Genomic DNA, 13928 nt, shown 5'->3' on the forward strand with positions numbered 1-13928 from the left:
GCGCCTCCCATTCGTGCAGTGCGGGCGGAACAGGCGGAAGGACCGATCGATCCAACGGCGAGTGCGTTGGAAAGATGGCATCGCCGCAATTGTGGTGACACACGTTGCCGGCAGACGTGACATCGTGGCGTCGTGCTTACTCTCCGAACTGCCGCCCAGACCCTTGCCCGCGCGGACTCGCTGCCAGCGCTGCGGGCCATCGCCCAACTCATCGGCTTCACCAGCCCCCCTCACGTGGCCGATACCGCGCTCTGCCGGCGGCTTGGGGTGGCACCACTGGTCAGTGCCGCGGAACTGCTCGAAAGCCGCGGCGCACTGCGGCTGTTTTGTGCACTGCTCAGTGAGCCACGAGAACCACAGGAGGTGTCGGAACTGCGTGAACGCACCCGACGCCTTGCGGCCGCGCTCTGCCGCCACGCTCCCGACCGGCAGTGGTGTGTGCTCACGCTCGACATCGACAGTCAATCACTCTGCCTCGCTACCGTGACCCCCGCAGCGAGCGGCGTGCAAATGGCCGCGCTGCGGGTGGATGTGCACCGCGTTCTTGATTCCGATGCGGAAACGCTGCGAGCGCTCGCCGCGGTCACCGAAGACGATGATCTGCTGCGACACGCCCGATTCACCGACATTCTGCGGCGGGATGCATTGGGGCATCGGTTCTACCGGGCCCTGGAGCAGGTGGTCTCGGCCCTGGCAGCATCGCTCGCACCGGTACGTGGCAGCAACCGCGCACCCTCGACGGCTGAGCGTCGCGAGCTGGCGCTGCTCTGTGCTTCGCGCTGTCTGTTCCTGGCCTTTCTCGAAGCCAAAGGCTGGCTAAATGGTCGGCGTGATTTCCTGTTGCACCACTGTGTGCGGGTACTGGAACAGGGTGGCCATCTGCATGAGCGCCTGCTGCGACCGCTCTTCTTCGGCACGCTGAATACGCCCCGTGCCCAGCGTGCGTCGGCGGCCATGCAGTTTGGTGCCGTCCCGTTCCTCAACGGCGGCCTGTTTGCCCCTACGGCCCTGGAAAAGCGTCTCCGCCATTGGCACTTCGGAGACGACAGCATTACCACACTCGTGGCGTCGCTGTTGGACAAATACCGATTCACGGCGCACGAAGAGTCGGACCAATGGTCGGAGGCGGCCGTTGACCCCGAGATGCTGGGACGCGCGTTCGAAGGGCTCATGGCCGGCGAGGAACGTCGTCGCTCCGGCTCGTACTATACGCCGCCCGGGCTGGTGGCCCACACCGTGCGCGCTGCGCTACGCTCCACGTTTGCCGAGTCACCTGCCCTGCTTGGCCTGCTCGCCGATGAGAATGGAGCGCAGCGAACCACGACGGTACCTGCCACGTGGCCGGAGTCGGAACGGGCCGCGCTGCGAAGACAGGTGGAAACGCTGCGCGTGCTCGATCCAGCCTGTGGCTCCGGCGCGTTTCTGGTGCATGTGCTGGAGGCGCTCGATTCGTTGCTGGCAGCGTTGCACGATAGCCGCGATGCGCATACCCGTCGGCGAGAGATTCTGGCGCGCTGTGTTTTCGGGGTGGATCGACAGCCCATGGCGGTATGGTTGTGTGAATTGCGTCTCTGGCTGTCAGTGGTCATTGAGTGCCCCGAAACAGAGGCCTCGCGCATTCCGCCGCTCCCCAACCTCGACCACCATATCCGGGTTGGCGACTCGCTCGCGGGCGGCAGCTTTGCCTTTGCCCCTCCGGGGGGCCGAGCACTCACCGTGCTGCGCGAGCGATACGCTCGCGCTTCGGGCGCGCGCAAACAGCGCATGGCGTGCACACTCGACCGCGAAGAGCGTGGTCGTGCCGTCGCCGAACTGGCACGCCGGCGTGCCGCCATGCAGGAGGAACGACGGTCTCTGCTGACTGCCCTGCGGGGGCGTGATCTGTTCGGGCACCGCCGGCGCGTGCAACGCGCGGAGCGCCGGCGACTCGACACGTTGAGGAGCCACACCCGTGCCCTGGGTGCGGAGTCGCACCGGGTGCAACTGGGCGCTGCCCTTCCCTTTCGCTTTGCGGCCATGTTTGCCGACGTTGCCGCCGCCGGCGGGTTCACGCTGGTGGTGGGGAACCCACCGTGGGTACGCCCACACGCGATGCCCGCCCCGGAGCGCGAATGGCTGCGAAAGGAGTTCCGGGTCATGCGGCATGCCGCGTGGCAGCACGGTGCTTCGCGGGCTGGCGCCGGCACGGGCTTTGCCGCGCAGGCCGACCTGGCCACGGCGTTCATAGAGCGCAGCGTGCAGCTGCTGGCACCCGGCGGCGTGATGGCGCTGCTGGTGCCGGCCAAACTATGGCGCACACTGTCCGGGGGCGGCGTGCGTCGCCTGCTCCTCGACGAAACGCATCTGCGCGTGTTGCAAGACTGGAGCGATGCACCCGCGCAGTTTGATGCGGCCACCTATCCATCGCTGGTGGTGGCGCAGCGACCGTATGCAGGGACACGCGTGCCCTCCAACACTGAGAGCACCACGCCGGTGCGCTGCGCCGTCACGCGAAAGCAGACCGTCTCCTTCGAACGACCGTTGGCAAGCCTGTCGCTGCAGAGTGATCCGGGCGCCCCCTTTCTCCTCCTCCCGTCCGCCGCGTTTCAGGCCTTTGAGGCACTGCGCCACGCCGGCACTCCGTTGGCGACCACTGCGTTTGGCCGCCCATTGTTGGGTGTGAAGTGCGGCTGCAATGCCGCCTTCCTGGTACACGCGGAAGAACACCACGACGATGGTGCCACGGTGTCCGCTCTCATGGGCCCCCCACGACAGGCGGTCATTGAACGCACCCTGTTGCGGCCGGCGCTGCGGGGCGAATCCATCGGCGGTGGTTCCAAGCGGTTGCTCAGCACGACCGCACCAGATGCCCGCATTGTATGGACGCACGGAGCTGACGGGCGCCCGCTGCGAACGTTGCCCCCGGCCACCACTCGCTGGCTGGCTCAATGGCGTCCCCGACTCCAGACCCGTGGTGACGCGCGACATAGCCAGCCGTGGTGGACGCTCTTCCGCACCGAGGCCGCGCGCAGCGACACATCGCGCGTGGTGTGGGCCGATATTGGCCGCACGTTGCGTTCCACAGTACTCACCGCCGGAGACCCTACGGTTCCGCTGAACAGCTGTTACGTCGTGCGTGCACCAACGCAGGCCGATGCGCTCGCCCTGCACGCGCTGTTGTCGTCCACCATTACCAATGCGTGGCTGGATGCACTCGCGGAACCGGCACGCGGCGGCTTTCGCCGTTTCATGGGATGGACCGTTGCTGCGCTGCCCCTCCCCGCCAATTGGGCGCGCGCCGTACGACTGCTGCACCCGCTGGGAGCCGCACTGTCCGACCGTGGTCCCCACCTCTCACCCGCGGCGCTCGATGCCGCGGTGCTGGAAGCATACCAGCTCACACCACTGCTCATGGCCCCGCTACTGGAATGGTATCACCATGATTGATCGTTCACTCCTCACGGAAACCCATCTGCCTGACCGGCCTGGCGAGTCGGCAGTACCAGATCGTGTGCGCGCCATCAGACGACGCATGGCACTCGCCATTCTCCCGCCCCTTCCCTCACCGCGGCTTGGCACCATCACGCTGCTCACGCATCAGCAACAGGCCGCGGCTCGGCTCCTTCGTATGCTGGCCTGGCACCGCGGGGCACTGCTGGCCGACGATGTGGGCTTGGGAAAAACGTTCACCGCGCTCGCCGTGGCGCAGCGCTACCAGCAGGTCCACGTGCTCGCCCCGGCCGCGCTTGTGCCCATGTGGCAAGGTGCCCTGCTGCGCAGCCAGCAAGCACACATCACCGTCCATTCGCTGCACAGATTCTCCCGTCGCACACCACCACCGGTCAAACTCGTAGCGTCACCCACTACGGGCGCAGGCCCCCATCCCCTGATCATCGTGGACGAAGCCCACGCGCTGCGCAACCCGTCCACTCTGCGGTACCGCCACTTGGCTGCAGCCGTGGCTGGCTGCCATGTATTGCTTATCAGCGCCACCCCCCTGCACAACAGCCCACGGGACCTGCATGCGCTCTTTGCGCTATTCCGCGGCCAGCAGGCCGACACGCTTCGCCCGGATGTGCTGTCGTCACTGATCGTCCGTCGCGACCAGGCGCTGACACACCCACGCACGCCCCGCGCGCCGGCGGGTCGTCGGGAGCAGACCACCGTGTCGGGAGCCATTCGCCCGGACGTGCACACCCACCGTGCGCTGGTCGTTCCGCAGGACCGACGCACACTCGATCTGCTGCTCGCGCTCCCGGCGCCGCTCCCGGCCCACGATGGTGCCGTGGCCGGTGCGCTCATCCGACTGGGGCTGTTGCGCGCCTGGTGCTCTAGTGATGCGGCCCTCGCGCAGGTCGTGACCCGCCGCATACAGCGCGGCAGTGCCATGCGCGATGCTCTGCACGCCGGGCGACATCCCACCAATGCGGAGCTACGCGCGTGGGTGCTGGGCGACGACGGTGGCACGGAGATGCAGCTGGGGTTTCCCGAATTGCTGGTGCAGCAGACGGCCCCCGACATGACGGCCAACGGTAAGCCGCCGCTCGTATTGCTCGACCGTCACCTCGAAGCGCTCCGCCTGCTCCGCGATCATCATGCAGCAACGGCGCAGGCCGATGCGGTGCGTGCCGCCATGTTGCGCACGGTCCGCGAACGGCATGCGGGGGTGTCGGTGGTCGCGTTCTCGCAGTACAGCCGTACCGTGCAGGCGCTATACCGCGCCCTCAGCGATATCGCCGGCGTGGGGCTGCTGACGGGAAGCTCCGCCCGTATTGCCAGCGGCGCGGTATCCCGGACGGAGTTGCTGGAGCACTTCGCGCCGCGCGCGCACGGCCGTCCTCCACCGCCGACGCACCAGGCGGTCACGCTGCTGCTCACTACCGATCTCATTGCCGAAGGCGTGAATCTCCAGGACGCCGGCGTCATCGTCCATCTCGATTTGCCGTGGACATACGCGCTGCGCACACAGCGCACCGGCCGCGTGGCCCGCCTTGGTTCGCGCTTTCGCGTGGTGCATGAGTATCGCGTACAAGCCGCGGCCGCGGCCCGTCGCGCTTTACGGGCAGAGACGCGTGTGGCGCGCAAAGCGGCACTCACGGCGCGCTATGTGGGCGGCATACAATCCGGATGGTCGGGGAGCAGTCGCGTTGCCGTCAGTGCTGCAGACGTCACCAGTCAGTGGCTCAACTGTCTCGACTCATGGATGCAAGACGCGCCTGTCGCGCCGCAAGAAGACGCGCCATGGTTGGCGGTGCAGACGCGCGAGGGCACCGCATGCACCGCACTGGTACTGACCACGGTGGCTGATGGGCATACACTGCTGGCACTTATGCAGCACCACGGACGGTGGCGCGTATCATCGCGCCCCGCCGCGCTGTTGCGGGTGGCCGAGATGCAGCGACAGGCCACTCCGCTATCGGCGCCCTCGGGCGTGGACGCACATGCCTGGGGTCACCGGATTTGTCGAGTGGTACATCAATGGCATGTCCGGCAGAACGCGCGACGCGTATCGGGGCTAAGCGCCCATGCGCCGAACCCCGATGGCCCACCGCTGGCCCCTGCACAACGGCGCGCGATGGCGTGGCTGCTGCGCATCGTGTCGGCCCTCTCAACGGTGCACCGGCAACAATACGCCCATGCCATCGCCGCCGCCCGGGCGTGCATTGAGCACGCCTATGGCACAGCGGCAGAACGGGCACTGACCACGTGGATGCAGACCGGCCCCTCGGACCCTACCCGGCAATTGCTGGCGTGGCGTGAGTTCGACGTATTGGTGCGTGGGGTCCCGACTGTGAGTACGCGCAGCCGGGAGACCGTCGCGGCCTCGTCACACTCCGGCGGGGATGTGCTGGCCTGTCTGCTGTATATAGGAGTCACGGGCGAATCGCCGCCGTGATGCGCGGCGCGTCACCCATTACACTTGGGCATGACACGTCCTGCCCTGCTTTTTGATCTCGACGGTACGCTCATCGACTCCATTGGTCTGTTGTTGGAGTGCATGCAGTACGCCTTCGCCGACCGTGCGCGTAAACCGACCACCGCCGAGTGGGTCGCGGGTATTGGCACCCCGCTGCGCACCCAATTGGCGGAGTGGTGCGCTGGGCCAGACGACGTGGAGGCCATGGTCGGGCGCTACCGCGACTATCAGGATCTGCATCTGGAGCGGCTCACCAGCCCCTTCCCTCACGTGCTGGACACCATGCAGTGGGCGCGCGCCGAGGGGTTTCCCACGGCGCTCGTGACCAGCAAGGGCAAGGGTATGACCAAGCGCTCCCTCGACCACGTGGGGCTGGGGCAATCGTTCGACGCGGTGGTCACCTTCGAGGAAACCACGCGCCACAAGCCGCTCCCCGACCCCGTCTTTCTGGCCCTGGAGCGGCTGGGAGCCCATCCGGAACAGGCGCTGTTTGTGGGCGATTCGCCCCACGACATGCACGCCGGCCGCGCCGCCGGTGTAAAAACCGCCGCCGCCCTCTGGGGGCCGTTCAGCCGGACGGAGCTGGCCGTGGCCACCCCGGACTTCTGGATGACCGGATTTGGGGAACTGCCGGGCATTGTCGCAGGGCTCTAGCCCTTCCCCCGCCCCCCAGCGCTCCGAACCCGGTGGACCAGTTGGCAACCCGGTTCAAACCCTTGAGCCCCCCACGCCGTCCAATCGGGTGCCAAGTTACCGGAGCCCACACTGCTTGCCCTGCGCGTGACTGAACCCACCCTCGATACCCGGCCGTCCCAGCCTTCGGCGTTCTTGCCGGATGCCGCCGACGTGGCCGCCGCCGCCGGCGGCGACCGCCGGGCGTTCGAACGGGTGTACCGGACACACGTGCCCAAGGTGTACAGCCTCTGTCTCCGCATGCTGGGCGATCGCACGCTGGCCGACGAAGTCACGCAGGATGTGTTCGTGCGGGTCTGGGAGAAGCTCCCGGGCTTCCGCGGGGACTCGGCCTTTGGTACCTGGCTGCACCGGGTGGCGGTGAACGTGGTGCTTACCCGCCGCAAAACCAGCGGCATCCAGCACGGGCGCGCCGCCGACGACGACGCCCTGGAGCTGGCCCCCACGCGACACGAACCCGTGGGTGACCGGCTCGACCTCGAAGGCGCCATTGCGCAGCTGCCGAAGGGCGCTCGTACGGTGTTTGTGCTGCACGACGTACAAGGCTTCACGCACGAAGAGATTGGCGAGCAACTCGGCATTACGCCGGGGGGTAGCAAAGCTCAGTTGCACCGCGCGCGCCTGCTGTTGCGCGCCGCGCTGACCCGATAGGACATCTGCCATGACCACGGAACTCCGCCTCACCACATCCGCTGCCGACTGTGCCCGTTTCGAGGCACAGCTGGGCGCGTGGCTGGAACAGGATTTGGGCACCGCCGACCAGGCCTTCATGACACGGCATCGGTCCAGCTGCGCCACCTGCGACCGCATGGTGCGCGACCTGGAACAGCTCGTAGCCGACGCGGGGGCGTTGTCGGATCTCACCCCGCCCCGTGATCTGTGGCAGGGCATTGAAGCCCGACTGGAAGCGCCGGTTATTCCCATTTCGTCGGTCGCGGCGGCAACGCCGGTCCGTAAAGCCCGCACCGTCTCCGTCCGCTGGTTTGCCGTGGCTGCCACGCTGCTCGTGTCGGTCAGCTCGGCCGTGACGTGGAAATTTGCGCAGTCGCGGAGCGCTGTCGGTGCGGGTGGCTCCACAGTGGCCACACAGTCGCCACAAGACACCGACAGCACCACCGTGGAAACTGATGTGTTGCCCAGCGCGACCGTCGAACTGGCCGTGGGCATGCCGTCGGCCACCACGTCGCGGGGCAGCAGTACGCCCACCCGTTTGGCGTCGCGGTTCAACGACGAGGGTGAAGTGCCTGATGCGCACTCCACCTACGAGCGTGAAATCTCGGCGTTGCGGCAAATCGTGGACGAGCGCTTCGCCGAGCTCGATCCCGGCACAGTCACGGAGTTGCGCCGCAATCTCGATATCATTGACCGCGCCATTGCCGACAGCAAAGCGGCGTTGGCCGGCGATCCACGCAGTGCGCTGGGCTCCACGCAGCTGGACCGCGCGTTGCAAGCCAAGCTCGATCTGCTCCGTCGGGTGGCGCTGCTGTGAACTCGCACATGTCCTTTTCCCGAGTGTCGGCCGTGATGACCATCGCTGCAGGTGCCATGCTCATGGCACCTGCGCCGGCCCTGCAGGCGCAGTCGCGCGATACGACGGTGCGCGTCACCGGCAGCGCCGTGGTGGATGTTACCGTGCGCACTGGCAAGCTCGTGGTACGTGGGGTTGATGGCTCCACCGGCAGTGTGCGCGGCGGCAGCAGCAATTACGAACTGCGCAGCACCGGTGTGTCGCTCACGCTGGTCTCGCGTGACGATACGCGCCGCAATGCACGCGCCGACCGCGACGAGAGCACCATTGAACTCGATGTTCCTCGTGGGGTGCGGCTGGTGGTGTCCACGCTTTCCGCCGACGTAGACGTGCGGGACATCGGCGGCAGTGCGGAAATTCGCACCACCAGTGGTGACATCCAGCTGACCGATGTGTCCGGGCGAGCCATCGTGGAAACCATCTCCGGCGATGTGCGCACCACCGGCAGCGGTGCGCTATTGCGTGTCACTACCGTGAGCGGAGACCTGCGGGTGCGGGAAGCGCGCGGCGAGCTGGATCTGCACACCACCAGTGGCGACGTGAGTGTAAGCGGCGAGCGTATCGGCCGTTTTGCGGTCGAGAGCATGAGTGGAGACATCCAGTTTGACGGGCTGTTCACAACCGATGCCCGTGTACAAGTCAGCACCCACAGTGGCGACGTCACGTTGCGCGTGCCCGATGGGGCGCGTGGAGAACTGTCGCTGTCCACGTACAACGGCGAACTCACGGCCGGTGGCCCGCTCACCCTGCTGCCGGGCGAGTCGTCATCGGCACGGCGTGGGCGCAATACGCGGCGCTATGCCTTCGGGACCGGCCAGGCGCCGGGGGTGTTGCTCGACATTACCACGTTCACCGGCGACGTCCGCCTTGTTCGAGGAGTACGTCCATGACCATTCTGCTTTCGGAGTTCCGTATGCGTTCACGTGTCCGTCCGTTGACCGCCATTGCTACCATCACGGCGGCCTCGCTGCTGTGCGCCACCGCGCTTGCGGCTCAGGATACGCGTCGCGAAAACGCGTTCACCTGGTCGGGCAGTGTCCCGTCGCGCGGCACGCTGTTCATCAAGAACATCAACGGCGGCGTGGAAGTGGAGCGCAGCACCAGCGGCCGCGTGGAAGTCACCGGTGAAAAGCGGTGGCGCCGTGGCAATCCCGATGATGTGCGCATTGAAGAAAAGAAGTCGGGTGACAACGTGGTCATTTGCGCGCTGTACAACGAAGGGGCCACCTGTGACGAGCGGGGGATTCGCTCCGAGCGGCGTATGCGCTGGAACGACCGCAACGACGTGTCCGTGCGTTTCGTGGTGCGGGTGCCGGAAGGCACGCGGGTTGATCTTTCCACCGTGAACGGCGGCATTGAAGTGCGTGACGTGAGCACCGAAGTGCACGCGACCACGGTGAACGGCAGCATCACGGCACGCAGCGCTGGTGGCCCGGTGTACGCCAAGACCGTGAACGGCAGCATCAACGTCTCCATGGGGTCTCTGGGCCGCGCCGACGACCTGGAGTACGAGACCGTGAACGGCGCGATCACCCTCGAGTTTCCCGCCAACTTTGGGGCGGAGCTCGAACTGAGCACGGTGAACGGGCGTGTCTCCACCGACTTCCCCATTACCGTGTCGGGCACGCTCTCCCCGCGTCGGTTGCGCGGCACCGTGGGTGATGGCCGCACCCGCGTGCGCGCCAGCACGGTGAACGGTTCGGTCACGCTGCGAAAAGGGAGCTGACGGCAGCGCACACGCGCCGACCGTGTACGGTGGTGTACAACAGCGGCCGAGTAATGCCTGAAGGGCGTTACTCGGCCGTATGACTTTGGGGGTCATCCAGGAGTTCCGGGAAATACCCTGCGGCTGTTGAGGAGGCGGAGAATGACCTCGTGCGGCCTTTCTAACGAGGCGTGCCACTGCCACCGGTGCGTAGGCCGGCAACGCTGAACTGCATAACGAGGACTGGCCCGTGCAATCGGACAGAGCGTCCAGCGAGGACTGCAACGGTGGAAACGACCGGGACTCTCCACCTCCTCGAGATCCAAAAATCAAAAAATGAACGCCTTGCCGCAGCAGTACGCCGCCCGCCCGTGCCGGAGCCAGTCCTCGTTTGGAGGCCGTGTCCGCCCAATCGGAGCAGTCCTCGTAATGCAATTCCAACGGGACTAGCCACTCGTACTGGTGTATAGGTTTGCACCGGTGATACGGGCCTTTCCCGAACGTTCCGGAAGACCCGATGTTTGAGCGCCGGCCCGCGTGGCCTTCGTAACGGAAGGAGTTCTTCCGTGCAACCGTTACTCGGCCGCGAGTGTTTCGATGGCCGTGGCGAGCGTGAAATCTTTCACCGTAATGCCACCGCTATCGTGGGTGCTGAGCGCGAAGGTGACCTTCGTGTAGCGGATGTCCACGTCGGGGTGATGCTGCTGTTCTTCCGCCACGGTGGCCACGCGCGCGATGAACGCAATGCCGTCGGGGAAGGTGGCAAAGTGATAGCTCTTGGTGATGGTATCACCTTTACGCGACCACCCCGGGAGGGGGCCCAGGCTGCGCTGGATCTCGATGTCGGAAAGCGCGGGAGTAGGGTTCATGAATTGACAGTACGGGGAACGCCAGTCGGTCACAATGGGTCTTGCAACTTCGGTTTTTATTCGGTAGGGTCCAATGCAGGTCGTGACCACCCGCCCGACCATGGCACAATGACAGCTTCCCCTCGCCCCGGCGTTTCGGCGATCCGGCGACAGGAAAGAACAGCAGATACCAAGGAAGAATTACAGACACCCTTCGGTATTGTCAGACCGCTCCCTCTCTTTTGGCGCACCCGACCGTCGATCCCCCCGGCGGATTTTTCGGCCCTGATATTTCGGCATTTATTCGGTTTCTTCCCCATGCCCGTTCTGTCTTCCCTGGCGACAGCTCCCGATTTTTCCTCCATCCCCACCCCTCCCCCCACGCTCAGCCTTGAGGGGCTGCAGGCACAACTGCAGGCGGTGGTCGTGGGTGGCCGTACCGCCGGGGAGCCGTTCAGTACAGGGCTGCCGGCGCTCGACGCGGCGCTGGGGGGCGGTATTCCCCGTGGGCGCATTACCGAACTCACCGGGGCGCTGGCGGTGGGCAAAACCGCGCTGCTGCGACGTGTGGTGGCGAGCGTGCTGCACACGGGGGTGTGGGTGGCCTGGATTGACGCCACCCGCACGCTCACCCCGGCGCCGTGGGCCGATCTGGGGAAGCGCTTCGTGGTCATCCGTCTGCCCGAGGGGAAACGCGCCGCCTGGACCGCCGACCTCCTGCTGCGCAGCGGGGTGTTCGGGCTGGTGGTCATCGACGGGGCCCCGTCGCTGTCGCGGGTGCACGGCGTGCGGCTCGCCCAGCTGGCACGGGAGCGGGACGCCGCCTGCGTGGTGCTGGAGCATATCGCGCCGGGAGCCACCCGTCGCCCCAGTCGGCTGGCCGGCACGGTGCGGGTGCAGGTCGCGCTCGCGACGCCGCCGTCGCTGCAGGAGCCCTCGCGCTGGACCCCATTGGCCACACGACGACGATCACGCACGCTGGTGGCCGAGTCACCGCCGGAACCCATCGGACCACGGCCGTCGGCGTCCCCGGCGGCGCCCCCGTCGGCATTCCTCGCGGCATCCCCAGCCCCCGCCCCCGCCCCCGCCCGCCTGCAGGTCACGGTGGAGAAAGGGGCCTCGCTTCCCAACTGCAAGACCATCGAGGTGGATCGTGTCGTCGTCGTGGCGCGTCGCGTGTGTACGGATTCCGAGATTCCCGATCGGCGCGGGGTGGCGCGAAGCGCGCGTCGTGTCTGGACCGCCCGCGGCAACAGTACCGACGCCAACACCGAGCCCGACCGCCAGCAGCAGGAGCACCCCGTTACCTGGGGGGGACTCGGCGTTGGCGCGCACGACCTGTACGGAATTGACGTTCCGGGGCATCCAGCTCGACTTGCTGCTGGACTCGACCTCCCCGGTGACCGGCTCCCCAGCGACCGGCTCCCCGGTGGCGGCGACCGGCACGAACAGGAACTCGACCGCCGCACCCGCGACTGGACGACGTACAAAGGGCGGCGACGCGCTGCGGAGTCCAGCTTCGGGCGCCGTGGACGGCGCGAAGCCACGCGAAGCAGCCCCGCGCCATTGGGATGACATGCCGCGCGCGCTGGCGGTGGACACCCGCCTGCGCGCCGTCTCGCTGGCCGCCGGGCGCGCCGGTGTACGGGCCGGCATGACCATTCCCGAAGCGCGGGCGCGCTGTGCCGACCTCGATGTGCGCTTGTGGGATGATCACGCGCTGGCCGATGCCATGCTGGCCGCCAGCACGGCGCTGCTCGGGGCCAGCCCCCAGGTCACCCCCGCCGCCGGTACCCCCGGCATGTGGTGGGTGGGAGCGCAGGGCTTCGACGCCCTCGGCGGCGAAGAGCAGCTGGCGCGCACGCTGCTCGTGCTGGCGCAGCAGTGGCACCCCGGCGCGCGCGTGGCCATTGCCGACAGCTGTGTGGCGGCGCGGGCGGCGACGTGGGCGCCGATAGCGGCGGAGAGGAAGCAGGCAACAGGAGGGAGGCCTCCTCATATAACCATCATCCCGCGCGGCGGCTGCGCGCATTATCTCGCGCCGGCCCCGCTGGGGCTCGTGCCCATGGAGCACGAGCTGCGCGAAGGGCTGCAGATGCTGGGGCTGCGCACCGTGGGCGCGCTGGCCGCACTTGAAGCCGGCGATGTGGAGCAGCGCTGGGGGCACACCGGTCTCATGGCGTGGCGACTCGCGCGCGGCGATGACCCACGGCGTCCGGGGCTCGTGCGCGTGGAAGCGGCGCGCAGTGCGAGTGTGGAGTTGCCCAGTGCGGTGGAAAGCGCCGAGCCGGTGCTGTTCGTGTTGCGCGCACAGCTGCAGCGGTTGTTGCACGAGTGTGTGCGCGATGGACGCGCGGCCGCGGCCGTGGCCATTACGCTCGTGCTCGATGCCGGTCGGCAGTATCCCATTGATGACATTGGCAGCGAACTGCGGGGGCATGTGCATGTGCCGGAGACGAGTGATGATACAGCGCAGGGAGCAGGAGGCAGGGGGCAGGAGGCAGGAGGCAGGGGGAGCGTGCTGCCAGGAAGCAGGGAGCAGGGGGAAGGGGTCAGGGGGAAGGACCTTGGGGCGTCGCTGTTGGGCATTCCGCAGCGCACGATTACCCGGGAAGTGCGACCGGCGCGTCCGCTGGCGCGTCTCGAGCCACTTTTCGATCAGTGTCGCTCGCTGTTGGAGCGCTGGAATATTCCGGCCCCCATCATTGGCGTAACCGTCAGCATTCCTGCCACCGCGCCACTCGCGGCCGATCAGGGTGATCTGCTCGTGCCCTCGTGGCGTGATGCCGCCATGAACGCCGAAGCGGTGCTGGCGCGCTTGCGCACGGCCCTCGACCCGGACAATCGCGGGGATGTGGTGGTGCACCCCGAAGCGCGCGATACGCATCGCCCCGAACAGACCGGGGTGTGGAGCAGCGCCGATGCCATTACGCTCGCGGCGGCGCCGTTGCCGGCGGCGGCGGGAACCACCGCATCAGCGCAGGCCACCTCTACCGCCGTGCTGCGCTTGCTCCCCACCCCAGAATGCGTGGAGGTGGAAGCACCCCACGGTGCACCGGCCGCACTCTGGTGGCGCGGGCAACGCCTGTCCTTTACCGCGGTGCATGGCCCCGAGCGACTCAGCGGCGACTGGTGGCGCGGCGATGCGTACGCGCGCGACTACTGGCGCTGCACCGCCCACCCCGAGGGCGAGTATCTGCTCTTCACCAGCGACCACGGCTGGTATGTGCAGGGGTGGTATGATTGAGTTTCCCCGCA

At 67.2% G+C, this 13928-nt stretch carries 10 protein-coding genes; 9 read left to right on the forward strand and 1 reads right to left on the reverse strand.

Annotated elements, in window-relative coordinates:
• Positions 1–132: 132 nt before the first annotated feature.
• From GEMMAAP_RS20610 to GEMMAAP_RS14285, 7 genes are all read left to right on the forward strand, one after another.
• Complete coding sequence (locus GEMMAAP_RS20610) at positions 133–3426, forward strand: Eco57I restriction-modification methylase domain-containing protein (RefSeq protein WP_026848654.1); 3294 nt, start codon at positions 133–135, stop codon at positions 3424–3426.
• Complete coding sequence (locus tag GEMMAAP_RS14260) at positions 3419–5875, forward strand: SNF2-related protein (protein ID WP_026848653.1); 2457 nt, start codon at positions 3419–3421, stop codon at positions 5873–5875. Before GEMMAAP_RS20610 ends, GEMMAAP_RS14260 begins: the two co-directional genes overlap by 8 nt.
• A 30-nt stretch (positions 5876–5905) precedes the next feature.
• Complete coding sequence (locus tag GEMMAAP_RS14265; protein ID WP_053333723.1) at positions 5906–6550, forward strand: HAD family hydrolase; 645 nt, start codon at positions 5906–5908, stop codon at positions 6548–6550.
• A gap of 126 nt (positions 6551–6676) precedes the next feature.
• Positions 6677–7240, forward strand: a complete 564-nt coding sequence (locus GEMMAAP_RS14270; protein WP_202969142.1) for an RNA polymerase sigma factor — start codon at positions 6677–6679, stop codon at positions 7238–7240.
• A 10-nt stretch (positions 7241–7250) separates the two neighbouring features.
• Positions 7251–8078 carry a hypothetical protein gene (locus tag GEMMAAP_RS14275; RefSeq protein ID WP_026848651.1) on the forward strand — a complete coding sequence of 276 codons (828 nt, stop codon included), beginning with the start codon at positions 7251–7253 and terminating at the stop codon, positions 8076–8078.
• 8 nt (positions 8079–8086) lie between these two features.
• The gene (locus GEMMAAP_RS14280; RefSeq protein WP_145979154.1) at positions 8087–9007 is read left to right on the forward strand and encodes a DUF4097 family beta strand repeat-containing protein; all 921 of its coding nucleotides are present in this window, start codon (positions 8087–8089) and stop codon (positions 9005–9007) included.
• Positions 9004–9843, forward strand: a complete 840-nt coding sequence (locus GEMMAAP_RS14285; RefSeq protein WP_053333722.1) for a DUF4097 family beta strand repeat-containing protein — start codon at positions 9004–9006, stop codon at positions 9841–9843. Before GEMMAAP_RS14280 ends, GEMMAAP_RS14285 begins: the two co-directional genes overlap by 4 nt.
• A gap of 554 nt (positions 9844–10397) precedes the next feature.
• Here GEMMAAP_RS14285 and GEMMAAP_RS14290 read toward each other — a convergent pair.
• Entirely contained in the window at positions 10398–10691 is a 294-nt protein-coding gene (locus GEMMAAP_RS14290) for a 4a-hydroxytetrahydrobiopterin dehydratase (RefSeq protein ID WP_026848649.1), read from the reverse strand.
• Positions 10692–10988: 297 nt separating this feature from the next.
• Here GEMMAAP_RS14290 and GEMMAAP_RS14295 point away from each other — a divergent pair, with 297 nt between their 5' ends.
• Positions 10989–12245: a P-loop NTPase family protein gene (locus GEMMAAP_RS14295; RefSeq protein ID WP_026848648.1), complete on the forward strand. Its 1257-nt coding sequence runs from the start codon at positions 10989–10991 to the stop codon at positions 12243–12245.
• Positions 12199–13917 carry a DNA polymerase Y subunit UmuC family protein gene (locus tag GEMMAAP_RS20780; RefSeq protein ID WP_158514871.1) on the forward strand — a complete coding sequence of 573 codons (1719 nt, stop codon included), beginning with the start codon at positions 12199–12201 and terminating at the stop codon, positions 13915–13917. Before GEMMAAP_RS14295 ends, GEMMAAP_RS20780 begins: the two co-directional genes overlap by 47 nt.
• The last annotated feature ends 11 nt before the right edge of the window (positions 13918–13928 follow it).

Origin of the sequence: Gemmatimonas phototrophica (assembly GCF_000695095.2) — a bacterium.
In the GTDB taxonomy this organism is placed as follows: Bacteria; Gemmatimonadota; Gemmatimonadetes; order Gemmatimonadales; family Gemmatimonadaceae; genus Gemmatimonas; species Gemmatimonas phototrophica.